Consider the following 22,406-nt stretch of genomic DNA (forward strand, 5'->3'; position numbering starts at 1 on the left):
GATGCTGATTGTTTCATATCTTTTCAGCAGCCACTAGCATGTCCGTATCGCTCGGGTGAAGTGGCTCAATGAAAAAGGGAGGCGTATGAACATGACAACCATCTATTTAGCTGGTGATTCGACCGTTTCATCTTATCCAGATCGTCCTGTTCAAGGAGGATGGGGAGAGTTTTTACACCGCTATACAGCGCACGGGGTGAACGTCGAGAACCGTGCCATTGGTGGAAGAAGCTCAAAAACATTCATTGAAGAAGGACGCCTTGATGACATATTGGCTGACATTCAGCCAGGAGATTGGCTTTTCACACAAATGGGGCACAATGATGCTTCCAAGGAAAAGCCTGAGCGGCATACAGATCCTTTCACAACCTATAAAAGCTACCTGTCTCAATATATTCATGGAGCAAGAGCAAAAGGGGCAACACCACTTTTATTAACGCCAGTCGGACGTTTTCATGAAAAAGACGGAGAATTTATCAATGATTTTCCTGATTACTGTGCCGCTATGAAAGAATTAGCCGATGAAGAAGAAGTTCTTCTCGTCGATTTAAATACCGCAAGTCTTCAGTTTTATCAAATTTCCGGTATAGAGAAAACGACCTCTTACTTTATGCTGTCAACAGGAATTGAGGATCGCACGCACTTTACAAAAGAAGGCGCAGATGCGATTGCAAGACTTGTTTCTCTTGAATTAAAAGACCTTGGTTTAACCATTGTATGATGGATGACAGGACGAGTGAGCGCTCGTCCTGTTCTTTTTTTGAAGAAAGCTATTGATTCCCTTCACTAGAGTAGACTACAATAGGTACATATGATAATGAGAATCAATATCACTGAAAAATAGATCATTCGATGGAAAACTGGAGGGACTCAAATGACAGATCAGCTTGAATTGTTTGACGTCACCATTATTGGCGGCGGTCCAGCAGGCATGTACACCGCCTTTTATAGTGGGATGCGGGACTTAAAGACGAAGGTACTTGAGTACAACGAAAGCCTTGGCGGGAAAATCCTTCTGTATCCTGAAAAGGTCATTTGGGATGTCGGCGGTTTACCGCCAACAAGAGGAGAACAGCTGATACAGCAGCTGGAAACACAGGCGAAAACATTTGAACCAGAGATTGCACTGAATCAAAAAATCACGTCATTTGAGCGAGATGAACATAATCACATCATACTGACGGCTGAAAATGGTGATCGTCATTTGACAAAGACCCTCATATTAGCGATGGGTCACGGCATTCCAGTTCAGCGGAAACTTGAAATCGAGCATGCAGACCGCTATGAAGTGACAAACCTTTATTACACTGTCCAGGAGCTTAAGACATTTGCAGGGAAGCGGGTTGTGATTTCTGGAGGCGGCGACTCAGCCGTTGACTGGGCCAATGCCCTTGCACCGATTGCTGAAAGTGTCACCGTCGTGCATCGGCGTGACATGTTTGGCGGACATGAGAAAAACGTCGCCAATATGAAGGCAACTTGCAAACGAATTTTAACCCCGCATGAACTAACAGAGTTGCATGGTCAAGGCGACAAAATTGCTGCTGTCACTATTCAAAACATAGAGACAGGCGAAAAAGAACGAATCGAAACAGATGCTGTGATTGTCAATCACGGGATGAAAGGCGATTTAAGCGTGCTATCAGAATGGGGCCTCAAGCAAGGTGAATGGGGACTGATCGAGGTTAATGAAAAAATGGAAACCAATTTACCGGGCGTCTATGCGGTAGGCGACTTGTGTACACATAAAAGCAAGGTCCGCTTAATTGCCGGCACGTTTGTTGATGGAGTCAATGCACTGAATAGCGCAAAGCTTTACATCGAACCAGAAGCTGAAAAAGTGGCATACGTTTCCTCTCATAACGAACGCTTTAAGGAGAAAAACAAAGAATTACAAACAGCTGGAGCTCGTTGAAGCATTCAAATAACATAGCAAAGTGCTGCCCGTATGTGGCAGCACTTTTTATATGGGTCCATTAACTGCGAGGCGCAAATAACATCACACTGACTCCAGCCAAACAGATCAAAGCCCCCATCCAGTCATATAGATCAGGTGTTTTCCGATCGACCCACCAGCCCCAAAACACAGCAAGAATGACAAAAACACCGCCATAGGCAGCATAAACCCGTCCAAAAGTCGGGAACTGCTGGAAGGTTGGAATGATGCCATATGCAACCAAGATGAGGCTGCCGGCGATCCCGAAGCTGACAGGTTTTGCTTCACGCAGCCAAAGCCATACCAAATAGCCTCCGCCAATTTCTGCTAAACCTGCTAATAAAAAAAGAACAATCGTCACCATCATATACGGACACTCCAATTTCTCCAATTTACACCCTATTATGACATGTGGAATGAATGCGTTCTACCTCTATTGAATGGAGAGGGAGATGAGATTTACTAAAATCCTGATCAGAGAGTGGTCACACATGGATTCGGTGATCCAAATGGTCTGTTAGGTCGTAAAGTAAGTACATTCTCATGAGGAGCACACTTCCTATTTCAACGCTCTTTTTTTCTCCTTGAAAAAAGAGTAAAGTACAAGGTAGGCTTATTTCAGCAAATCGAGTGATTAGCAATACGTGAAGGATTTCATGATGGATGCGCATGCTCTTTCTCATGAAAAAGGAAGGAGATGACCATGGACACATTGCAAGATTTTGAGCTGTATCACAAGATCAAATATGATCGTCACAAGCCTTCGCTTGAAGTGCTGTACGATCGTTATGAACGTGTGCTATATTCGTTTATTTATAAAATGACTGGCAACCGTGAGCTCGCGGAGGAAGTACTTCAAGAGGTCTTCATCAAGCTCTGGCGCGGCATAGGAGAATATCATACCGATAAAGGGAAATTCTCTTCGTGGTTATTCATGATGTCACGCAACACGGCCATTGACCTTTTAAGAAAGCATCGGAATGAAACGGCTTTGGATGATGAGCATATTGAATATTTAGCTGATCATCAAGAAGATGTATCAAAAGAAGTGGAATGGAACGAGGAAAAACAGAACATACGTGAAGCAGTATCTACATTGTCAAAAGAACAGCAAACCATTATAGAAGATGTTTATTTTAAAGGGATGACACAAAAGAGCATCGCCGAAAAGCTGGGCATCCCTATTGGTACGGTAAAGGGAAGGGTTCGATTGTCACTGAAGCATTTGCGATCGAAACTGTCGCTCGGTGGAAAGGAGGAAGAGGCATGAATCAGTGTAAACATCAAGTAATTGATTATTTTAATGGGCATTTACAAGGAGAAGAAAAAACGCAATTTGAAGCGCACATCAAGCACTGCTCAGCTTGCAAAGAAGAGCTTGAAGAATTGACATCGCTCATGTCTGACATTCCATTTCTAGCCGAAGACCAAATACCTCCGGCAGGGATGAAAGACCGTATTTTATCCCAGGTGTTTGAAGAGGAGACAGTCGAAGAAAAGAATAGCCATAAAAAAGAGCTCAAGGCTGCACCTGAGCCAAACGAAATCAAACCGCTGCAAAAGAAACGAAACCAGTGGCTCTTACCGCTCGTTGCGGCACTGCTTCTCATATCAGCAGCTGGAAATGTGTATTTCTTATCGAATGGAAAAGAACAGGCGGAAGAACCTGTCAGGGTTGTTGCCACAAAATCACTGGCATCGGCCGCATCACCAAAAACGACGGGTGCTTTTTCAGTGATAGAGCATAACGGCAAAAAAGAACTTGTGGTGAGTGCAGACGGCTTAAAGGGTCAGCTTGATTCATCTGCTGTTTATCAAGTGTGGCTCATTAAAGGAGATCAGCCGGTTCCAGCCGGTGCCTTTAAAACAGATAACAAAGGGGAAGGAACCGTCACCTATGCGTTATCTGAAAAAGAAGCAAGCGAATCATGGGATACCGTGGCTGTGACCCTTGAACCAAAAAAGGATAACAAGCTCCCACAAGGTCCTGTCGTACTAAGCGCTGCTTTTTAAGCTTTATTCATGAAAAGGATGCCTTCTTGGGGCATCCTTTTTTTGATAGCGAAGGGGAACATTTTGGCAATTAAAACGTAGTACATATGGAGGTGAAACAGATGAAAACATCTATAGAAAAAGACCTATTTCTCTTATCAGTCAGACACGCATGTATTGCCATTTATTTTCTTGTCATTCCATTTTTAATCCCATTCTTTTATCACCCATCGCCTTTATTCATTGCGCTCATTGTACTTTTTATCACTCATAACTTAGCGGAAAGTATCATTTGGTTTTATAAATCGAGAAAAATCAGAAAGCATCAGTCTGGTGATCTATCAAAACGAGGACATGGCTTGACCAAGATCGTGCAAAGGCTTGAACAGCTGATGATGATCAGTTTTGTGGTGTTTTTTATAAACGAATGGATCCAGGGGATAGCAGATATGTCTAACCTCTTTTTCATTACTTTTTTCATCATCATTGTTTTCCTGCAACACATCCAGTTTTACTACGTTCAGCTGTTTTTTAAATCCAACAGCTGGTTCACTTATGTTCCTTCTTTGCAAAAAGCACGTCCTTCATACATCGCGAGGGAGCGAAAGGCCCTGAAAAGGTCATAAATGTGCCATCACTCGTTTGATCCAGCCATAAACATCAGAAAATTATGATAAAATGTGGAAAGAAAGAATAGAGAAAGGGAGTGCGAGCGAGTGAAAGCAGTTGGACTATTGGAGTATTTGCCGATTGAGCATGAGCAAAGCCTGATGGATCAGGAGGTTGAAAAGCCTAAGGCGTCTGGAAGGGATGTACTCGTGAAGATAGAGGCTGTGTCAGTGAATCCAGTTGATACAAAGGTGAGATCACCGAAGGATCAGAAGGAAGAAAAACTGAAAATTCTAGGCTATGATGCAAGCGGTACGGTTGTAGAAGTGGGCGAAGCGTGTACATTGTTTCAGCCAGGTGATCACGTATACTATGCGGGAGATATTACGCGTCAAGGGTCGAATAGTGAATATCAGCTTGTGGATGAACGTATTGTGGCGAAAAAGCCTGCCAATCTATCCTTTGCAGAAGCAGCCGCGATGCCCCTTACAACAATTACGGCTTATGAGGCTTTATTTGACCGGATGCATATGAAGCGGAATGCTGAAGGTTCAACCTTGCTGATCGTTGGTGGTGCAGGCGGTGTTGGGTCTATCGCCATTCAACTAGCCAAATTAGCGAAGGCAACTGTGATCGCTACCGCATCAAGACCAGAAACAAAAGAGTGGTGTCTGTCATTAGGTGCCGATCATATCATTGATCATCATCAGCCGCTTTTAGCGCAGCTCGAGGAAAAAGGAATGGGCGAAGTGGATTTTATTTTATGCTTAAATGATACAGATGGACATTTCAAAGGCATGGCAGAAGCGATAAAACCGCAAGGCACGATCTGTACCATTGTCGAAAACGAGCACAATCTAGACATTCAATTACTCAAAAATAAAAGTGCGGCATTTGTATGGGAATTCATGTTCACACGCCCTATGTATGAAACAGCGGACATGATCAAACAGCATGAGCTTTTGACAGAGGCGGGTGAGTTATTTGAGCAGGGAAAAATAACGCATACCTTAACAAAGGTTCTCAGTCCGATCAATGCTGCTAACTTGAAGCAGGCACATCAAACGCTTGAGCAAGGAAAGATGATTGGAAAATTTGTGCTTGAAGGATTTGAGAGAGGAGAAAGCGTATGACGTCATTACAATATCCGATTGGCTTATATGAACCGGTTGAAACAAAAACGAAAGCACAGCTTGAAGCATGGATTGATGAGCTGGCCGCAATCCCCGAAGAGTATGAAGCGGTGACTGCACCGCTGACAGATGCTCAGCTTGATACACCTTATCGCCCGGGAGGATGGACTGTTCGTCAACTCATTCACCACGTAGCAGACAGCCATCTAAATGCATACTTACGATTCAAGCTTGCTCTCACAGAAGATACACCTGACATACGTCCATATGATCAGGAGGGATTTGCCTCACTTCCTGACAGCAAGGCGCCCATCAGTTTATCCCTGCCTTTGATCAGCAGTCTGCATCGCAGGTGGGTCACTTTACTGCGGGGAATGTCAGAGGAGGACTTCAACGCTTCTTATTATCACCCTGCCGATCAACAAACGGTGTCCTTATATGATGCAGCAGGAATGTACGTCTGGCATTCAAAGCATCACCTTGCCCATATCACGGAATTAATCAAAAGAAATCAGTGGAATTAAAGGAGTAAACGCATGTCTGGAAGAAGAATTGTCGGCGCCATGTTTATCTGTATGGCGGCATTGTTTTATATAGCGAAATATGCTCTTTTTGAGATACGCTATAGTAACAGCTTAGGCTCAGAAAGAACGATTGAGGAACTTGAACAGCTGATTCCTGGCGGTACGTGGATCAGCATTTTTTTCCTCATCATTGGCTTAGCCTATCTTTTATGGGATGACAGGGAAGTGATTCGTAAAAATCTTTTCACCCCAGATCGACAAGTAGAAGAAACAAAAAAGACGGACAACAAGTGACCGTCTTTTTCCCCTTTTCATGTTTAGCCGCGTTCAGGACGCAGTGCTTTTTCTAAGATAGCAAGGCCTTCATTGACTTTTTCTTTTTCCTCGTCATTGAGCCGCTGCAGGGAATTTTTGATTTTTTCGTGTCCTTTTTGATAAATACTTCTGAAAATATTTTTCGCTTCCTCTGTCAGTTCTACGACAATGATTCTCCGGTCACGCTCAGAGTGCTTTCGCACGACAAAGTTTGACTGTTCTAACCGGTCAAGCAGACCTGTCATATTGGACAAAGAAGCGCCCATTTTTTCAGCGATTTCGGATACTTTGAGAGAGCCATGGTTATTGAGCAGCATGAGCACCTTCATTTGAGGCATACTCATATCAAGCTTCATCCATTCAGAAACATCTCCAAGACCTGCAGCTGTGAGTACTTTCATATAAAGAACCCATGTCTTTTTTTCTTCTGGAGATAGAATCTCTTCTTTTAATACGGTGGTGTCATGAATATTATATTCCACGCTTGTTCACTTCCTTTAAGCGGCTCTTTTCTTTATATTACTGATTTTTACTTCTAATTGAAAGGTTCGTCAAGCTTTTGAATGTTAAACTGCATGAATCAAGTGGTATTTGTTGTATAATAATGTTCAGTTGAAATAATGAAGCAACCTAGAAAGTTGGGAAAAACATGTGGAACAAAAAAACGGGTATGACGATCTTAAAAATGCTTTTTCCGATCGTCATTATCCTTGTCTTGATTTTTGTCGCGAAGCAGGAGCTGAGCGGACTTTCCATTAAAAAGACGTTTTATATTATTGACAGCTTGAACCGAATGGACTTGTTTATTCTTGTCTTTCTTGGACTTGTCGCGGTTTTATCAATGTCCTTATATGATTTTATTTTACGAAAAAGCCTTGATATGCCCATCAGCGGCTGGAAAACGATACGCATTTCATGGATTGCGAACTCCTTTAACAGTGTTCTTGGATTTGGCGGTCTATCAGGAGCAGGGCTTAGAACGCTTCTCTATAAGGAGTACATAACAGATACGAAAAAATTGCTGAAAGGCATTGCCCTTTTGACTTCCTCTGTCCTTTTGGGCTTATCTATTTTCAGTGATTTGATCTTGGTCAGGGTGCTTCCTGTTGAAAGTATTATCAGCCAGGAGCCGTGGCTATGGGCATTTGTCATTATCTTTGCCTGTATTGTACCGATTTATATCGTCATGGCATCCATTCGAAAAAGCTCGATCGAGAGCGGTGAAAATGGACTAAAGCATCCAATTTACGCTTATATCGGTGCATCGTTTTTAGAATGGCTGGCAGCTGGACTTGTCATGTACATGGCTGTCGTCTCTATGGGGATGAATGTCGATGTCCGAATAGTCTTAGGTGTATTTGCGATTGCGTCAATCGGCGGTTTAATCAGTATGGTTCCGGGCGGATTTGGTTCGTTTGACCTGATCTTTTTACTGAGCATGCAATACATTGGTTTTGATAAAGAGATGGTGCTGACGGCGCTCGTCTTGTACCGCTTCGTGTACTCGATTTTCCCGTTTATCTTAGGGCTTTGTCTAGCTGCTTACGATTTAACGGGAACGACGCTTAGACGTCTTGAAGGCAATCCGAAAATGGCACCTGCCATTGAAACAACGAACGTTTTAATTGTTTTGCACCGTGCTTTATTAATCCGTTTATTGTACGGATCTTTATCGATTTTAACCTTTGGAAGCGGCTTGCTTATCATGGCATCTGTTGTGCTTCCAGTCGATCGATTAGGTGTGATTACCAGCATTCCGCGCTTTCTGTTATCAGGATTTAATGGTCTTTCTTTAATGTTCGGAATCATTCTGATGATTTTGTCCATTGAAGTGTATAAAAGAACGAAAAGATCGTATGTGCTGACAATGATCTCTTTAGCAGGCGGTTTTGTGTTTACTTTGTTAAAGGGGTTTAACCTCAGTCTGATTTTTATTTTGCCAGTCATCATGGCTGTGTTTTTCTCTCTTCGAAATCAATTTGTAAAGCAGCAGGCACCTTATTCCTTGTATCAGTTTGTGGCGGCTGCCGCTGGTTATTTATTCGTGCTCTTTAACTATAATGTTATTGGCAACTTTATTTGGACAAAAATCGGGCATTTCTTGAGTAAGGATTACTTGGTGCATAATGAACGGCATATCACGATGACAAGCATGATCGCTCTCATTGGCGTACCGCTTTTCTTCTTCATTAGTAAATTGATCTTTAATAAGAAAGCATTTCCGATTGGAGAAAAAGCAGATGAGGAAAAACTAAAAACGTTTTTAGAAGAAAAGGGCGGAAATGCCCTCAGTCATCTTGGCTTTTTAGGCGACAAAAAACTATTTTTCTCAAGTGATGGAGAAGCAATGCTTCAGTTTGGGCGAATTGGCCGCTGCGTCATTGTGCTCGGAGATCCATCTGGACGTGAGGCGTCTTATCCGCTTGTACTTGAAGAGTTTTTACAGGAGACAGAAAAAGCCGGCTACCGCGTCGCTTTTTATCAAGTAGAACGAGAAGGGATGGCTCTTTATCATGACTTAGGCTTTCACTTCTTTAAGCTTGGGGAAGAAGCCATGGTCGATTTAGAAACGTTTACTCTGTCAGGTAAGAAAAAATCAAATTTACGAGCTGTGGCGAATAAATTTGAACGAGAAGGCTACACCTTTGAAATGCTGGAACCTCCCTTTTCAAATGAGTTGATCTCAACCTTAAAACAGATTTCTGACAGCTGGCTCGGAAAGAAAAAAGAAAAAGGATTTTCGCTCGGTTATTTTCAAGAAGACTATCTTCAAAAAGCACCGATTGCAATTCTAAAGGATGAGCAAGGGCAGATCATTTCCTTTGTATCATTGATGCCGATGTATCAAGAAGGGGAGATTTCCATCGATTTAATGCGTCATATGCATGATGCACCGAACGGGATGATGGATGCGCTGTTTATCCACCTGTTTCAATGGGCGAAAGAAAGAGGCTACAAATCGTTTAACATGGGAATGGCACCTTTATCGAATGTGGGGACGTTCCATCAGTCCTTTCTCACGGAGCGTTTGGCGAGTGTTATTTTCAACAATGTCAGATACATGTACAGCTTCAGCGGTTTACGGTCATTTAAACAGAAATATAAGCCTGAATGGCGCGGGAAATATTTAGCGTATAAAAAGAATACGTCACTGCCTGTCACAATGGTACTTGTCACCAAGCTGATCGGGATGGACCCAAATCGAAAGCGCCGTCCATAAACCAAAAGACCTTTACCTTTCACTAGGTGAAGGTTTTTTTAGACAAAAGAATAGCAAAAGTGGTAAAGTTGAAGGGTAAGGGGGATGTTCATATGACATTAAATGAATGGTTTACAAAGGGATTAGCTGAACGTACATATGTACACAACATGGAGAAAAACCGGGAAAATCTGCTCACGGTGTACAACCAGTATGCAATTCATCAAAAAGAAAAAGAGCTGCTTCAAAAGCTGCAAAAGAAAAAGCTCAGAGCACTTGTCATCACAGCGGACTGGTGCGGAGATGCGATGGTCAATGTTCCAATTTTCATGCGTATTGCAAATGAAGCACTCATTGATGCGCGCTATTTCATTCGAGATGAGCATCTAGACCTGATGGATCAGTATTTAACGAACGGGACCGCAAGATCGATTCCGATTATCGTCATCATTGATCAGGACGGGAATGAAGTGGGCAAATGGGGACCTCGCTCAGTAGAGGCGCAGCGCTTTGTCGACGAGAAAAAACCGGACAAAGATGCACCTGATTATGAAGAAGCTTTTCAAGTATTTGCGAAAGAAGCCGCACATCACTATACGACAGACCGCTACTTATGGAAAGATATTGAGAAAGAAATAGTAGAAGTTTTGGCAAAAATATAAACCAAAAGACTACTTCGCCGCAATGGGAAGTAGTCTTTTTTTATCTTGTTTTTGCGTTTTACCTACAAAACCACCGCATAAAGATGTAGAAAACCGCAGAATTCTATCAAATACCGCAGAAAACCGCAAAGCACCACGATTTTCCCAACCACTTTTAGTTGAAAAACCTCATATATGCCATGAAATCAATGATTTTGCCCTTATCCAAAGGCTCATATAACGCACAACGGTTGGCTTTTTCCCAATACAAGAGGCCCAGCAACTATAGTAATCTAGTTGTAATCTCCTTTGAACGAACTAAAAAAATGATGGAAAAGGACAGGCGATCAATTTATGAAAAAAATCATTTATCTCGATCAAGAAAAAAAGAAGCTCGCTGAATCGAAAAAAAGAGAACAGCGTTCCATTAAATCACTGAGGCTGCTTGTGTTTTATGACGGACAAAGCCCTGCATGTGCAAAAACGATTGATGTGTTAAGATCACTCGATTGGAAAAATCGGATTCACTTTGAATCCTTTAGACACTCGCAGCTGCTCAGGCTGAATAAAATCAGTGAAGAGAAGGCGGAAAAACGAATTGTGTCTATTTCCCTAGCCAAAAATCAAAAGAATTCAGGGATTTATACTTGGCTGCGTATGGCCTGCCATATCCCTGCATTATGGGGAACGGTCCCATTCATCGTGCTCAGCATCTGGCTTGGCTTTGGACAGCATGCGTACGATTTCTTTGCAAAAAGACGGTATATTCATTCTGTCAAACGGGTGAACCATCATGACACAGATCAACAAGAGACCATTTAATAAATAGAAAAAGCATGACCTTCGATCGGCAGAAGGTCATGCTTTTTTGTAATAGGGAAGATATACTGTTAAATGATCGAGCAATTTCTTTGTGTAGGACTTATAGGCCTGCTCATCAAGCTCAGCACCTGCATAGGTAAGTAAGGTCCTAAGAGCAAACAAATATTCACTGTGCAGCTCATTGTGTTCAAAGTAAGGAAGGGCTGCTTCGACCAAATAGGTTTTCAAATCAAGTGGGTTTTCCTCAATCATCAATTTATAGATTTTGATCATATATAAACAGTTTGGCTGAATACGAGGCTGTTTTAACAGCTCGTGTATGTAGGGAAGTGCTTTTTTGCGGTCATATTCAGCATATAGTGTCGCAATTTCATATAGCGTTTCACAGTAACGGTCTTCTATCTGTTCTTGATTAAAGTAATTGAGTGAATCTAGTAAATAAGGCACAGCTGAAGAGAAATCACCTTCACGTTTTAAGAGCACCCCGTAATAAAAATAAGCGGACATTTTAATATAGGCATCAGGATGAAGGGACGTGTGCAAAATCACTTCCTTTATATATTTCTTCGCAGTTTGATAGGCTTTTAGTTCAAGTGAGATCACGCCGTGAATGAGTGTACAGTGAATAATCCGCTTGAAATTGTTCTTTTGTCTATATAAATCCATCGCTTGATGTGTCGCTTCAAGCGCATCACCCAGCTGTCCCATGTTTCCAAGTGCTTTTGCATAGTGATAATACAAATCACTTTGTTCGACTGAAGCGTAGGAAAAGCAGCTTTCAAGCTTTTTGAGCCCATCTTCAAGCTGACCAATTTTAATTTGATGAATGCCGTCAAGATATTCAAAAATTTCTTTTTCCGTTTCAATAAAGGTTTTTTCGAATTTTTTGAGCACGCGGTGTGTTTTTAAGGCAAGCGGCTGTTTGTCCGTTAATAAATAAAATTGAAATAAAGACAAATGGTACTGAATTCCTAAATCGAGCGAAAAGAACTGCTCCTCGTGCTGAATGATCATTTCTGCATTTTGTTCAGCCTGATCGAGAGCATAGAAATACATATTCATTTGAAACTCATCTAAAAGTGACAGCAGATGACGCGCCTTTTGTGACAGCTTTTCTTGGCTGATGCCAAGCCGTTCAAGCAGCAAATTGATCGTATCTTGATTGGCCTCCTTTGAGCCATTTTCAATTTTACTTAAATGAGAGACAGAACAAATTCCTTCTGCCAATTCAGATTGGGTCATATTTTGTTTATAACGGTAGAGTTTAATGATTTGTCCAATATTGATTTTCATTCCATCCAGAAGCCTCCCTTCCAATCATGGTTGAAAGCCTTTTGACAAAAAAAACAGATCAGACAAAATGGGAATACTTGAAAATCATTTCATCATCTTGGTTTTTTTCTCAAAATTTGTTTAAAACGTAATATGATTGTAACATTACTTGAAAAAGTCAAACAACTATTTAGACGGGAGGAGGGATACTTGATTTGCAACTGCATGCGATGACGTTTATAATGTGAATGAGAATCAATTTCAATTAAGTTGATTGAAAGGATGACATATATGCCAGAAACGAAACAACAAACAGAAGCGTTAACAGTTCGAGACGCTGTCAGATATAGACGATCGATTCGAAAATTCAAAGACATACCGGTGACGATTGAGCAGCTTCAGCCGCTATTAGAGGATGCAGTCTATGCACCGAACCATAAAATCACGGAGCCGTGGCGCTTTTTATATGCGGTGACGGATGAAGCGAAAGCGACTTTTGTAGAGCGCTTTATTGCTTTCTTTCAGCGCAACAACCCAGATGCAAAAGAAGAAAAAATCAATCAATACAGAGAATACTTTTCTAAGGTTCCAGCGCTTTTACTTGTTGTGCTAAAAGAAGACGAGAACCCTGTCGTGAGAAATGATGATTTTGCCGCCGTCAGCGCACTTATTCAAAATCTTCAGCTGCTTGCGTGGGATCAAGGGATCGGTATGGTATGGAAGAGCGGACGTATTTTATACGACAAAGGCTTTCAACAAGAAATGGGATTAAAGGAAAACGAACGGTTTGCTGCGATCCTTCATATAGGTTATCCAGAAGAGGTGCCTGAGGAAAAATCACGCCAGAAAGCATCAAGTCTTCTTACTGAAATCAAATAAAAGAAAAGCAGACCGCTGGGGACTGACCCCCGTTTTTGAGACAGGGATCAAAACACCTTTATACAGCCAATTGCCGATAGTTGATCGGTGAATGGTTGTTTAGTTTTGTTTGAATACGAATGTTGTTATAATAATAAATGTATTCTTTGACAGTGCGTTCTACAATGTTGGTTGTAGTTCGATCAATGCTGTTAAGATAGAACGTTTCAGACTTTAGCGAGGAATGAAACGATTCGATGGAGGCATTATCAGCGGGCGTCCCTTTACGGGACATGCTCATGGTAATGCCTTTTATATGAACAGCTTTCTGATACTCGTAAGATGTATACACAGAACCTTGGTCGCTATGTAACACACAGTTTTCAGGCAGTGCTGGGAGCTGATCAAGTGTGTTTAAAATAAAGTCTGTGTCCTGCTTATCACCAATCGTAAACGCAATTACTTCTCCATTATATAAATCCAATATACTGGAAAGGTACAATTGTTTCTGTCCATAAGGCAAATACGTGATGTCCGTTACTAGTTTTTCAAGAGGGCGATCAGATTGAAAGTTCCGATCCAGTATATTACCGGCCACGGCATAGGGCTGCCCATTCTTCTTACGCTTTTTCATTTTAACCCGGCACTGCCACTGGTTTTTCTGCATGATACGTTGAACAGTTTTATGGTTAATATGCATCCTCATTTTTAGTATGGCTGTGATTTTTCGATATCCATATCGATACTTGTGCTCTCGGCACAACGTGCCGATTTGTTCCTCTAGTTGTTTTTTAGAATGATTCTGAGTCAGATCTTTTTTCCATCTATAGTACGAAGCGCGTGAGACGCCTAAATGGACACAGATGTCCTGTACTGTCATTGTTTTGCACAATTCTTCTACCAGTTTGATTGACGTTTCCTTATCAACTTCCTTTCCAATTCGTTGTACTTTTTTAAAACTTCATTCTGTTGACTCAGATAGCGATTTTCTGCCTGCAGTCTCTCTAATTCGGAAGAGTACTCGGGACCCTTTCTATGGGTATATTGTTTTCCAACAGGCTGTTCGAACCGGTGTGTATCCCCAGCCTTATGCCACCTCACCCATGTCTGAACCTGCGTTTTATTTTTGATATTCAATTCCCGCAAAATCTCTTTCATTGATACGCCTGCCAATCTCATTTCTACAGCCTTCTGTTTGACTTCAACCGGATAACTCACTCTTGTCCCCATAGAAAAAACACCTCCATGTTTTATTTCGGATTACAACGATCCGTTTTCAAACTTGAAGGTGTTTTTTATTTGTCTCATCTTATGGGGTCAGTCCCCTGAATAAGGTCTGCTTTTTTACTTATTGTTTTTTGGCGCGCTGATCGGCCGCTTTCATACGTGCCATTGCTTTTACGTCATTCGGATCTGCAAGTTCTTTGGAAAATTCAACATATTCGCCATCCGTCTCTTGTGCCGCGAGCTCGTGGTTGGATTTTTTGTGTTGGTCTTTTTTCAAAGCCTTTCCCTCCTTTACAAGATCACTTTAGTTATGTGCTTGTTGGAGGGGAATATCCGTCTTATTTGTTTCTTTTTTCTGCTGCTCTTTCCGCTTTTTTGAATTCCTGCTGATACAGGACTTCTTGGGTTTTCTTCAGCTTCGAAGTTGGCTGGTGTTCTTTTTTCTTCATCAAAATCGCCCCCTCATATCATTTCTAATAGGATGGGTGTTTTTGACAACATTTATTCCTTAGAATGCAAAATCGCTTCTTTTAGTTCAGGGTGCAAAAAGTCATAAGAAGAGAGCAGTGCTTTTTTTGGCAGAGCACGCTGACCTTCTAAAACAAGTAATGACATTTCACCAAGGGCCGTTTTGATCACAAAAGATGGCACCTTCAACCAATGGGGGCGGTGAAGGGCAGAAGCAATGGTTTGTCCAAGCTGTTTCATTTGAACAGGATTCGGTGATGTCACATTGAGCGGGCCTGAGAGGTCGTCATTATGAATCGCATAAGCAATGAGATGTGCCACATCCTCAACATGAATCCATGAAACCCATTGCGAGCCAGAGCCGATTGTCCCGCCGGCAAACAGCTTGTAAGGAAGTGTCATCAGCGGCAGTGTACCTTTTTCGCCTAACACGACGCCAAAGCGGGTGTAGACTGTACGAATGCCGAGTGCTTCAATTTTTTGCGCCTCAGCTTCCCAAAGCTTTGATGTATGACTTAAGAAATCAGTATCTGCAGGAGGTGACTCCTCCGTAAAATCTCCTGTTAGAGAAGTGCCATAAATCCCGACAGCACTTGCTTGAATCAGTACAGATGGCTTCGATTCCTGCGCTTCTATAATGCGTCTTACCTCTTGTGTTGATTTGAGACGGCTGGAGAGGATGCCTTCTTTTGCCTTGTCTGTCCAGCGTGTAAAAATGGATTTTCCAGCAAGGTTAATCCATACATCGATGGCAGGCAATTCATGCTCAGGTGCAGCACCTTCAGTCAGCCACTGCACATAATGTAAATGATTTTGTTCGGATTCCTTTGGATTTCTTGTTAAAATATATAGATGATGTCCCTCAGCAGCGAGCACTTTTGTGACATGCTGGCCGATAAAACCGGTTCCTCCGGTAATGGCGATATTCAATTGACATCTCTCCTCTCATATACATACCTATATCTTTCACGATTTTGAATCAGAAGAAACATCCTGACTGTTTTGGAAAAGGAGTGATCACAGGATGCCCTATATTACAAAAATTTCTGCTCAGAAAAACAATACCGAGCGGGTCAACATCTTTCTTGATGAAAAATACGCCTTTAGCGTTGATTTAGATGTGCTCGTCCAGCATGATTTGAAAAAAGGAAAAGAGCTGGACGAAGCAGATATCATTGAGATTCAATTCGGTGATTCAGTGAAAAAAGGATTTCAGCAGGCCGTTGATTATTTATCCTACCGCATGAGATCAGTGAAAGAAGTCACCGATTATTTAACGAAAAAAGAAATCCCTGCACCTGCTATTAGTGAAATTATACACAAATTGAAGCATTATAAGTATGTAAATGATCTTGAATTTGCAGAAGCCTATGTCAGCACCCACCGAAAAACGAACAGCAAAGGACCCTCCGTCCTAAAAAAAGAATTGAAGCTCAAGGGGATAGATGATGACACGATTGAACAGGCGCTATCGCAATACCCTGATGACCTACAGCTCGAGGAAGCTGTAAAGCAGGTTCTCAAGCTTGTCAAAAAAGAAAAAAATCGTTCTGCAAAAGAGATCGAGCAGCGCATCAAGCTGCAGCTGCAACGAAAAGGATTTTCGTTTGAGATCATTGATAAAGCCCTTCAAGAAGCCTATGATGGACAAGAAGAGGAAAAGGAAGAAGAAGCCCTCCTTTATATGCTGGAGAAGGCAAAACGCAAGGTAGGATATGACGGATCATTTGAAAAGAAGATGAAAGTAAAGCAATTTTTGTTCAGAAAAGGCTTTGATCTTGATACAATTGATCACGTTTTAGACAAAGGGGAATGACAGATGGAAAAACGCTATAGTGAGATGACAGAATACGAATTGAAGCAGGAGATTGCCGCCCTTTCTGAAAAAGCACGAAAGGCTGAACAGCTTGGCATTGTGAATGAATACGCAGTTTTAGAACGGAAAATCGATATGGCAAAAGCCTACTTATTAGATCCAGCCTCGATTCAAACGAAAACGACTTATCAAATCAAAGACACAGACGAAGAGTTTTATGTAGAATATCTAAATGGCGTTTTTGCGTGGGGATACAGAGTATCGGCTCCAAATAAAGAAGATGCCCTGCCGATTTCAATGCTGACGCAAAAGGACTGATCCAAAGAGATCAGTCCTTTTCTTTACTTCGAACGCTGTTTACGGACGTTGTTCTGAAGTACGATGTCGTGCTGCGTTTGCTGCGTTTCTCCGTTGACCTGAGAGGCAGAATGCTTTGCATTTGCCCATGGTTGAGGGTAAGCGGTTGTCCTTAATTGAACAAAGTCTGCCATATACGATTTCCCATTTGAACTCATATCTCAAGCACTCCCTTTGGAAAAATTAGCGTTTCCCTGATGCCCTCATACGTTCCTGTGGACGTGTATTCGTTTCACCATTCGGCCGTTTAGACGCATAAGCATCTGTAGCGCCTGGTTCGCCTTCAAACTTGTGATTTACCTGATTTGGAAAGCCTTTTGCTTTATTACGCATATCGATTCCCTCCAAACAATACAAATCATTTGCGTCTTTTGAAGACGTAAGGGTAGTATATGAAAAAAGAAGTTTTTTTAAAAAGGCACTTTCTGCTAGATGAAGGAGGAACAAGCATGGAACAATACTTTGAGCGATTAACAGAACAACTTATGGAAAAAAACAATATGCTGACATATGACGAAGCCCGTACATGGGTAGAGCTGCTTTGGAGTGATTTTGAAACGACTTATGCAAAGGCTGGCCGCAAGTATAAAGGACAGGAAACAACAGAACGAATTGTTCAAGAGTGGATCGAGAGCTACGGAGCGCAGCTGCATTTATTTCAAAATAAACAATCAAAGGCAAACGAGCATCTGCAACAAAACAATCGAGGGCTGCTTCATTAAAAGGTTGCCCTTTTACTTCCATTCATCTTTTTCAATCATAAGGAAAATATACAAACGAACAAATAACTTTATGAAACAATACCCAGTCTGTGATCGAAATTACAGGCTTTTTACAATGATTAAACTTAAAATTACATTAAATTCATCCTGCTGAAAATCACTGGAAATAAAACTCTGATATAATGAAACGATTGAAGAGACATGTAATTTATGGATAATAAAAAAGGGTTTCGTTTTCTGACAAAAAAGGAATAATGAACATATCAGACTATGTGAAAAAAGTGAAGAGAAGGTGCGATATGGAACGGGAACTGCTCTCTGTTATAATTCCTTCTTACAATGAAGGTGAAAACATCAGACGAATCTTTGAGGCACTCGAGGAAGAGTTTCGCGATTTTCATTATGACTTTGAAATCATCTTTGTAAATGATGGAAGCAAAGACAACACGCTTCAATACATGAGAGAGCTCTCTCGCAAAAGTGCAAAGGTTAAATATATTTCTTTTTCGCGTAACTTTGGAAAGGAAGCCGCTATTTTGGCAGGTCTTGAACATGCAAAAGGAGCAGCTGCGATTATTATGGACGCCGATCTGCAGCACCCGACGTATTTAATTCAGGACTTTGTCAGAGGGTATGAAGAAGGCTATCATCAAGTCATTGCCAAACGGAATCGCAAAGGTGACAGCAAGCTGCGCTCTTACCTGTCATCCATGTACTATAAGGTGATGAACAAGGTAGTAGAAGTGGACTTGCGTGATGGCGTCGGGGATTTCCGTTTAATTTCACGCCAAGCCATCGATGCATTGCTTCAGCTGAAAGAGGGAAATCGTTTTTCGAAAGGGCTTTTTTGCTGGATTGGGTTTGAAGAAAAGGTCATCTATTATGAAAATGTAGAAAGACAGCATGGTGATACAAAATGGTCACTGAAGAAATTATTTAACTATGGCATTGATGGCGTTATTTCTTTTAACAACCGCCCGCTGCGAATTTGTTTTTATACTGGCATACTGATCTTATTTCTCTCATTGATTTACATCGTGGCCACCTTTATTCAAATCGTCAGAACGGGCATTATGGTGCCGGGTTATTTTACTTTAATATCGGCTGTGCTGTTCCTCGGAGGTGTCCAGCTTTTGAGTCTAGGTGTGATTGGAGAATATATTGGCCGTATTTATTATGAAACGAAAAAGAGGCCGCATTATTTAATCCAGGAATCAAATGTGATGGAACAAGAGACAAGCTCAAAGGAACAAGACCGAGTGTTAACACAGTTATTTAAATAACGTGGAGTCAAATAACCGGCAAGCACGAATCGCTTGCTGGGTTGTTTTGTTTCAAAGAATAGTGGATCTTTTGTGGAAAGGATTTAGATGATGAAACGTAGATGGATAATGATAGGAATGTGCCTCATTCTCGCTTTATTAGGACACTCCTTTTTCTTATATGAATATACGCAGGGCCGGTATATGACAGGAGATGGAGACGGGATCTCCCAAATGCTCCCATTTAAAAAGCTGCTGTACGATGAATACGTCAAAGGGAACTTCTTTTATTCCTATCAATTCGGTCTAGGCGGCGGTACATATACGCAATTAGGTTATTATTTCACAACGTCGACTGTCTTTATGGTCACGGTCGCTGTCGTCTGGTTGATGAATGCGCTTCATCTTATCCAGTCAACGGATATTCATTTCTGGGCAAATGCCGTCATTTGGCTGAGTGTGATCAAGCTGACGCTTATTCTTTTCATCGCTTACCGTGTGCTTCTTTCAATGGTTCAGCATAGGCTGAGCGCATTAACAGGAGCCGCAATTTACGGATTGTCTATTGTGTATTTTCGACATCAAACGTTTTGGGAGTTTTTCACCGACAGTATGATGTGGCTCCCGCTGCTTGTACTTGGGGTTGAACGGATTTTCAAAACAGGTAAGCCGGCTTGGTTTATTGCGAGTTGCAGCCTGATGCTTATCAACAATTTTTACTTTGCTTATATTCATTTTATCTTTTTAGCGATCTATCTTGTCTTCAGATATATCATCAAGCTTCGAAGTGAGGAGAACGGGTGGAAGGTGTTCTGGACGCTGGCGGTCTCTACGCTGTTATCCTTTGGAATCAGTGCTGCCTTTTTTGTCCCGTCTGTCTATGGATTTCTTCATAATATAAGACCGCCATATGATCAATCTATACCTTGGTTTGATCTGCATGATCATCTGCTGTTTACAAGCAGGGTGTATTTATTACCTGTGATTTTTCTCATTTGTATGTTCCTCGTTCCGCTTTACCGGAACAGGTGGTTTTTCATGTTTACATCGATCAGCGTTCTGCTCATTGTTTTTCACTACAGTCCAAAGATGGCGAGCGTGTTTAATGGTTTTTCAGCACCGCAGTACAGGTTTGAATACATTCTTGCCTTTACAGTTGGAGCGGTCGCAGCCATCACCATCAAGCATTTCTCGCAAATCGAGTGGAAGTGGAAAAAGCGTGCGGTCTTAGGCGCTTGGATCGTGTTCCTTCTCGCCGTCGCCCTTTCAGAACGAGCAAAGGGAAATATGGATGTTGTTGTATTTACAGGCATAGGACTGCTTGTGATCAGCTTGTTTTTCCTTGTGATTCATGGGGAAAAACGCCAGCACCTTCGTCTCTTTTCAGTTGTGCTCATCGTTGTCAGCTTACTGACAGCAGGCGTGTATCAGCAGGGCTATTTATCTGAAAGAAGCAATATTAAGAGCGTATCAGATACGTATCTGAATAGTGAGGCATATGCTGGACATGAACAAATGAAGCTCATTCAGCAGATTCAAAGCCGCTCTTCAAAAGATCCGCTTGCCCGGATTGATTGGATGAACGGCGTGCGCAACAACACCCCGTTATTTGAAGGCTTTCAAGGCATGAGTGCGTATTCAAGTATATTAAATAAACATTTGCTCAATTTTTATTGGAATGACCTGCAAATCGATATGGGACGTGAAAGTGTCAGCCGTTATGCAACAATGGGGGACAGGGCGAATTTATACAGCCTGACCTACGGAAAGTATTATATGAGAGACAACACGATGTCTTACTCACCGCCAGCTTATTTTAAGCCAATATTGGAAAGCGAGCATTATAAAGTGTATGAAAATACACGGCCGTTGCCATTTGCAAGAACAACAAGCACCGTTTATTCAGAAGAATCCTTAAAGGATGCCTCAGCACTTGATAGGGAGCATGCGATGCTGCAAGGTGTGATTTTAGACAAAAAAGGAAACGCTGAAATTGAGCATGCGCCAGATCGAGTCAAGGATACAAACATTCATACCGAACAAGCCATATATGAACATGGCGTGCTTGATGTATACGGAGAAACAGGCGGTCTGAATATCACGCTGCCAGATGATATGGCCCGCGCTGGGGATGTGTATGTGAGCTTTTATGTGAAGCGGACAGACCGGAACGAAGGATTTCAGTTATCCGTTGACAACTACGTCACCTCACGAAAAAGCAATACATCCATCTACAAAACAGGCGTCAATGAAGTGACGATTCGAGTCCCTGCGGAAAAAATCCTTTCCATTCGAGTACCAAAAGGGACATATGAACTCAATCAACTGAGGCTGTATCAAGAGCCTTACCGCATCCTAGAAAAGGCATATGAAAAAGAAAAACAGGATAATGGCAGCCAGCAAGTAAAGCTTGAAAACAACCGCTTTACGATTTCATATGATAACAAGCGCGGCGATGATTATATGGTTCTGCCAGTACCATATGAAAAAGGCTGGGAGCTCACAGTAAACGGACAGCAGACTGATATTGAACAAGCCAATTACGCCTTTATCGGTTTTCCAATAGAAAAAGGCAAAAACGAGATTGTGCTAACCTACTATCCGCCTTATATCAGAATTCTCGCGTTGATTTCACTCGTCAGTTTGATCGGTGCGATCCTATATGCACGAAGACAACACAAGAAACACCACTTTTCATCATAAGTGGTGTTTTTTTATCTTCCAAAGGCTGATCGAGCACGATATCCATCATATGAAGCAAATCATTAAGCTTCTTTCTCAAACGAAAACGTCGCATAATCAAACAAAAAATGAAACAACCAAAGGCTTAGGGCAAAGAGGATTTCCTCAGAAGTAGACAGTAAAATGCCGCCTACCAATTCATCTGATAAATAGACAGCACCCCAAATAAACAAGAGATGAATGGAAATGGCATAGAAAACGATGGAGCGTTTTTTGGAACGGCATTTTCTAACAACTCTCATAAGCACATGCTCCACATGCTCAAAGGATATCCCAAGTACCACATAGATGCCCATAAATAAAAGCATCGATAAAATCGATTGATAAAAAGCACCCGTTAAATGAAAGAACAGTACACAAAACAACAAAAATATGTAACAGACAGCAGACGCCGCCATGAGCCATTTCAGCCCTTGCCATAAAGCATGAACAGATTGCTGCATAGTTGAACAAACACTCCTTTACATGAAGATACCTGCAAAAAGGACAGCCTTTTTGCAGGAAGTTATAT

Annotated in this window: 27 protein-coding genes; 17 read left to right on the forward strand and 10 right to left on the reverse strand. The window is 41.7% G+C overall.

The genetic code is table 11. The annotated features are described in order from the left end of the window. Positions 1–91 precede the first annotated feature (91 nt). Positions 92–721, forward strand: coding sequence for a rhamnogalacturonan acetylesterase (locus tag MHH61_RS13020; RefSeq protein ID WP_024425819.1), 630 nt, complete (start codon positions 92–94; stop codon positions 719–721). Between the two features lie 153 nt (positions 722–874). After that, entirely contained in the window at positions 875–1,915 is a 1,041-nt protein-coding gene (locus MHH61_RS13025) for an NAD(P)/FAD-dependent oxidoreductase (protein ID WP_125587467.1), read from the forward strand. Positions 1,916–1,976: 61 nt separating this feature from the next. Here the strand turns inward: MHH61_RS13025 and MHH61_RS13030 are convergent, their stop codons facing one another. Then, complete coding sequence (locus MHH61_RS13030; RefSeq protein WP_034283743.1) at positions 1,977–2,303, reverse strand: YnfA family protein; 327 nt, start codon at positions 2,301–2,303, stop codon at positions 1,977–1,979. Positions 2,304–2,639: 336 nt separating this feature from the next. On the opposite strand from MHH61_RS13030, the gene MHH61_RS13035 reads away from it, so the two are divergent. From MHH61_RS13035 to MHH61_RS13060, 6 genes are all read left to right on the forward strand, one after another. Then, positions 2,640–3,206, forward strand: coding sequence for an RNA polymerase sigma factor (locus MHH61_RS13035; RefSeq protein ID WP_125587468.1), 567 nt, complete (start codon positions 2,640–2,642; stop codon positions 3,204–3,206). Next, positions 3,203–3,949 carry an anti-sigma factor gene (locus tag MHH61_RS13040; RefSeq protein WP_125587469.1) on the forward strand — a complete coding sequence of 249 codons (747 nt, stop codon included), beginning with the start codon at positions 3,203–3,205 and terminating at the stop codon, positions 3,947–3,949. The genes MHH61_RS13035 and MHH61_RS13040 overlap by 4 nt, the downstream gene beginning before the upstream one ends. Before the next feature lie 101 nt (positions 3,950–4,050). After that, the gene (locus MHH61_RS13045) at positions 4,051–4,554 is read left to right on the forward strand and encodes a hypothetical protein (protein ID WP_024425232.1); all 504 of its coding nucleotides are present in this window, start codon (positions 4,051–4,053) and stop codon (positions 4,552–4,554) included. A 90-nt stretch (positions 4,555–4,644) separates the two neighbouring features. Beyond that, positions 4,645–5,670, forward strand: a complete 1,026-nt coding sequence (locus MHH61_RS13050; protein ID WP_125587470.1) for a zinc-binding alcohol dehydrogenase family protein — start codon at positions 4,645–4,647, stop codon at positions 5,668–5,670. Further along, positions 5,667–6,194, forward strand: a complete 528-nt coding sequence (locus tag MHH61_RS13055; RefSeq protein WP_025093479.1) for a YfiT family bacillithiol transferase — start codon at positions 5,667–5,669, stop codon at positions 6,192–6,194. The genes MHH61_RS13050 and MHH61_RS13055 overlap by 4 nt, the downstream gene beginning before the upstream one ends. Before the next feature lie 12 nt (positions 6,195–6,206). Continuing rightward, positions 6,207–6,488 (forward strand): hypothetical protein, encoded by a 282-nt coding sequence (locus MHH61_RS13060; protein WP_125587471.1) that lies wholly within the window; start codon positions 6,207–6,209, stop codon positions 6,486–6,488. A gap of 23 nt (positions 6,489–6,511) precedes the next feature. Here MHH61_RS13060 and MHH61_RS13065 read toward each other — a convergent pair whose 3' ends face one another. Beyond that, positions 6,512–6,991 (reverse strand): MarR family transcriptional regulator, encoded by a 480-nt coding sequence (locus MHH61_RS13065; RefSeq protein ID WP_024425228.1) that lies wholly within the window; start codon positions 6,989–6,991, stop codon positions 6,512–6,514. Between the two features lie 167 nt (positions 6,992–7,158). Between MHH61_RS13065 and mprF the strand changes: the two genes are divergently transcribed. The 3 genes from mprF to MHH61_RS13080 all read left to right on the forward strand — a co-directional run bounded on the left by mprF (position 7,159) and on the right by MHH61_RS13080 (position 11,171). Further along, on the forward strand, positions 7,159–9,729 hold the full coding sequence (gene mprF, locus MHH61_RS13070; RefSeq protein ID WP_025093478.1) for a bifunctional lysylphosphatidylglycerol flippase/synthetase MprF: 2,571 nt from the start codon (positions 7,159–7,161) through the stop codon (positions 9,727–9,729). 92 nt (positions 9,730–9,821) lie between these two features. After that, positions 9,822–10,370, forward strand: a complete 549-nt coding sequence (locus MHH61_RS13075; RefSeq protein WP_125587472.1) for a thioredoxin family protein — start codon at positions 9,822–9,824, stop codon at positions 10,368–10,370. Between the two features lie 333 nt (positions 10,371–10,703). Continuing rightward, a complete protein-coding gene (locus MHH61_RS13080; protein ID WP_024425226.1) occupies positions 10,704–11,171 on the forward strand; it encodes a thiol-disulfide oxidoreductase DCC family protein in 468 nt (155 codons plus the stop codon). Between the two features lie 36 nt (positions 11,172–11,207). On the opposite strand, the gene MHH61_RS13085 is transcribed toward MHH61_RS13080, so the two are convergent. Further along, positions 11,208–12,464: a transcriptional regulator gene (locus tag MHH61_RS13085; RefSeq protein WP_024425225.1), complete on the reverse strand. Its 1,257-nt coding sequence runs from the start codon at positions 12,462–12,464 to the stop codon at positions 11,208–11,210. A gap of 270 nt (positions 12,465–12,734) precedes the next feature. On the opposite strand from MHH61_RS13085, the gene MHH61_RS13090 reads away from it, so the two are divergent. Beyond that, positions 12,735–13,322, forward strand: coding sequence for a nitroreductase (locus MHH61_RS13090; RefSeq protein WP_125587473.1), 588 nt, complete (start codon positions 12,735–12,737; stop codon positions 13,320–13,322). Positions 13,323–13,380: 58 nt separating this feature from the next. On the opposite strand, the gene MHH61_RS13095 is transcribed toward MHH61_RS13090, so the two are convergent. The 4 genes from MHH61_RS13095 to MHH61_RS13110 form a co-directional block, all read right to left on the reverse strand. Further along, a protein-coding gene (locus tag MHH61_RS13095; protein ID WP_368004452.1) for an IS3 family transposase occupies positions 13,381–14,531 on the reverse strand; the annotation gives its coding sequence in 2 pieces (ribosomal slippage) (positions 13,381–14,258 and positions 14,258–14,531; 1,152 coding nt in all). Between the two features lie 118 nt (positions 14,532–14,649). After that, the gene (locus tag MHH61_RS13100) at positions 14,650–14,805 is read right to left on the reverse strand and encodes a YfhD family protein (RefSeq protein WP_024425223.1); all 156 of its coding nucleotides are present in this window, start codon (positions 14,803–14,805) and stop codon (positions 14,650–14,652) included. Positions 14,806–14,866: 61 nt separating this feature from the next. Further along, positions 14,867–14,977 (reverse strand): YfhE family protein, encoded by a 111-nt coding sequence (locus tag MHH61_RS13105; protein WP_017358836.1) that lies wholly within the window; start codon positions 14,975–14,977, stop codon positions 14,867–14,869. 52 nt (positions 14,978–15,029) lie between these two features. Beyond that, entirely contained in the window at positions 15,030–15,926 is an 897-nt protein-coding gene (locus MHH61_RS13110) for a TIGR01777 family oxidoreductase (protein WP_125587603.1), read from the reverse strand. Positions 15,927–16,020: 94 nt separating this feature from the next. On the opposite strand from MHH61_RS13110, the gene recX reads away from it, so the two are divergent. Continuing rightward, the gene (gene recX / locus MHH61_RS13115; protein WP_024425808.1) at positions 16,021–16,812 is read left to right on the forward strand and encodes a recombination regulator RecX; all 792 of its coding nucleotides are present in this window, start codon (positions 16,021–16,023) and stop codon (positions 16,810–16,812) included. 3 nt (positions 16,813–16,815) lie between these two features. Beyond that, positions 16,816–17,130, forward strand: coding sequence for a YfhH family protein (locus MHH61_RS13120; protein ID WP_024425807.1), 315 nt, complete (start codon positions 16,816–16,818; stop codon positions 17,128–17,130). Between the two features lie 23 nt (positions 17,131–17,153). Here the strand turns inward: MHH61_RS13120 and MHH61_RS13125 are convergent, their stop codons facing one another. Then, positions 17,154–17,327 carry a YpzG family protein gene (locus tag MHH61_RS13125; protein WP_008360604.1) on the reverse strand — a complete coding sequence of 58 codons (174 nt, stop codon included), beginning with the start codon at positions 17,325–17,327 and terminating at the stop codon, positions 17,154–17,156. 25 nt (positions 17,328–17,352) lie between these two features. Beyond that, positions 17,353–17,502: a small, acid-soluble spore protein K gene (locus MHH61_RS13130; RefSeq protein WP_003217849.1), complete on the reverse strand. Its 150-nt coding sequence runs from the start codon at positions 17,500–17,502 to the stop codon at positions 17,353–17,355. Between the two features lie 116 nt (positions 17,503–17,618). Between MHH61_RS13130 and MHH61_RS13135 the strand changes: the two genes are divergently transcribed. The 3 genes from MHH61_RS13135 to MHH61_RS13145 all read left to right on the forward strand — a co-directional run bounded on the left by MHH61_RS13135 (position 17,619) and on the right by MHH61_RS13145 (position 21,856). Continuing rightward, the gene (locus MHH61_RS13135; protein WP_024425219.1) at positions 17,619–17,891 is read left to right on the forward strand and encodes a YfhJ family protein; all 273 of its coding nucleotides are present in this window, start codon (positions 17,619–17,621) and stop codon (positions 17,889–17,891) included. A 299-nt stretch (positions 17,892–18,190) separates the two neighbouring features. Further along, entirely contained in the window at positions 18,191–19,174 is a 984-nt protein-coding gene (locus MHH61_RS13140; protein ID WP_024425218.1) for a glycosyltransferase family 2 protein, read from the forward strand. Positions 19,175–19,261: 87 nt separating this feature from the next. Beyond that, positions 19,262–21,856, forward strand: coding sequence for a YfhO family protein (locus MHH61_RS13145; protein WP_125587602.1), 2,595 nt, complete (start codon positions 19,262–19,264; stop codon positions 21,854–21,856). A 62-nt stretch (positions 21,857–21,918) separates the two neighbouring features. On the opposite strand, the gene MHH61_RS13150 is transcribed toward MHH61_RS13145, so the two are convergent. Next, on the reverse strand, positions 21,919–22,338 hold the full coding sequence (locus MHH61_RS13150) for a regulatory YrvL family protein (RefSeq protein ID WP_024425804.1): 420 nt from the start codon (positions 22,336–22,338) through the stop codon (positions 21,919–21,921). Positions 22,339–22,406: the final 68 nt, after the last annotated feature.

This window comes from Bacillus sp. FSL K6-3154 (assembly GCF_040869395.1).
GTDB classification, from domain to species: domain Bacteria; phylum Bacillota; class Bacilli; order Bacillales; family Bacillaceae; genus Bacillus; species Bacillus safensis.

What these genes read in the sequence shown, in the direction of transcription:
- MHH61_RS13080 (WP_024425226.1), top strand. Translation starts at nt 10,704, where the DNA reads ATGAAAAAAATCATTTATCTCGATCAAGAAAAAAAGAAGCTCGCTGAA.
- MHH61_RS13150 (WP_024425804.1), bottom strand. Translation starts at nt 22,338, where the DNA reads ATGCAGCAATCTGTTCATGCTTTATGGCAAGGGCTGAAATGGCTCATG.
- recX (WP_024425808.1), top strand. Translation starts at nt 16,021, where the DNA reads ATGCCCTATATTACAAAAATTTCTGCTCAGAAAAACAATACCGAGCGG.
- MHH61_RS13085 (WP_024425225.1), bottom strand. Translation starts at nt 12,464, where the DNA reads ATGAAAATCAATATTGGACAAATCATTAAACTCTACCGTTATAAACAA.
- MHH61_RS13055 (WP_025093479.1), top strand. Translation starts at nt 5,667, where the DNA reads ATGACGTCATTACAATATCCGATTGGCTTATATGAACCGGTTGAAACA.
- MHH61_RS13040 (WP_125587469.1), top strand. Translation starts at nt 3,203, where the DNA reads ATGAATCAGTGTAAACATCAAGTAATTGATTATTTTAATGGGCATTTA.
- MHH61_RS13105 (WP_017358836.1), bottom strand. Translation starts at nt 14,977, where the DNA reads ATGAAGAAAAAAGAACACCAGCCAACTTCGAAGCTGAAGAAAACCCAA.
- MHH61_RS13140 (WP_024425218.1), top strand. Translation starts at nt 18,191, where the DNA reads ATGGAACGGGAACTGCTCTCTGTTATAATTCCTTCTTACAATGAAGGT.
- MHH61_RS13025 (WP_125587467.1), top strand. Translation starts at nt 875, where the DNA reads ATGACAGATCAGCTTGAATTGTTTGACGTCACCATTATTGGCGGCGGT.
- MHH61_RS13030 (WP_034283743.1), bottom strand. Translation starts at nt 2,303, where the DNA reads ATGATGGTGACGATTGTTCTTTTTTTATTAGCAGGTTTAGCAGAAATT.
- mprF (WP_025093478.1), top strand. Translation starts at nt 7,159, where the DNA reads ATGTGGAACAAAAAAACGGGTATGACGATCTTAAAAATGCTTTTTCCG.
- MHH61_RS13020 (WP_024425819.1), top strand. Translation starts at nt 92, where the DNA reads ATGACAACCATCTATTTAGCTGGTGATTCGACCGTTTCATCTTATCCA.
- MHH61_RS13145 (WP_125587602.1), top strand. Translation starts at nt 19,262, where the DNA reads ATGATGAAACGTAGATGGATAATGATAGGAATGTGCCTCATTCTCGCT.
- MHH61_RS13120 (WP_024425807.1), top strand. Translation starts at nt 16,816, where the DNA reads ATGGAAAAACGCTATAGTGAGATGACAGAATACGAATTGAAGCAGGAG.
- MHH61_RS13045 (WP_024425232.1), top strand. Translation starts at nt 4,051, where the DNA reads ATGAAAACATCTATAGAAAAAGACCTATTTCTCTTATCAGTCAGACAC.
- MHH61_RS13035 (WP_125587468.1), top strand. Translation starts at nt 2,640, where the DNA reads ATGGACACATTGCAAGATTTTGAGCTGTATCACAAGATCAAATATGAT.
- MHH61_RS13060 (WP_125587471.1), top strand. Translation starts at nt 6,207, where the DNA reads ATGTCTGGAAGAAGAATTGTCGGCGCCATGTTTATCTGTATGGCGGCA.
- MHH61_RS13135 (WP_024425219.1), top strand. Translation starts at nt 17,619, where the DNA reads ATGGAACAATACTTTGAGCGATTAACAGAACAACTTATGGAAAAAAAC.
- MHH61_RS13125 (WP_008360604.1), bottom strand. Translation starts at nt 17,327, where the DNA reads ATGAGTTCAAATGGGAAATCGTATATGGCAGACTTTGTTCAATTAAGG.
- MHH61_RS13090 (WP_125587473.1), top strand. Translation starts at nt 12,735, where the DNA reads ATGCCAGAAACGAAACAACAAACAGAAGCGTTAACAGTTCGAGACGCT.
- MHH61_RS13130 (WP_003217849.1), bottom strand. Translation starts at nt 17,502, where the DNA reads ATGCGTAATAAAGCAAAAGGCTTTCCAAATCAGGTAAATCACAAGTTT.
- MHH61_RS13075 (WP_125587472.1), top strand. Translation starts at nt 9,822, where the DNA reads ATGACATTAAATGAATGGTTTACAAAGGGATTAGCTGAACGTACATAT.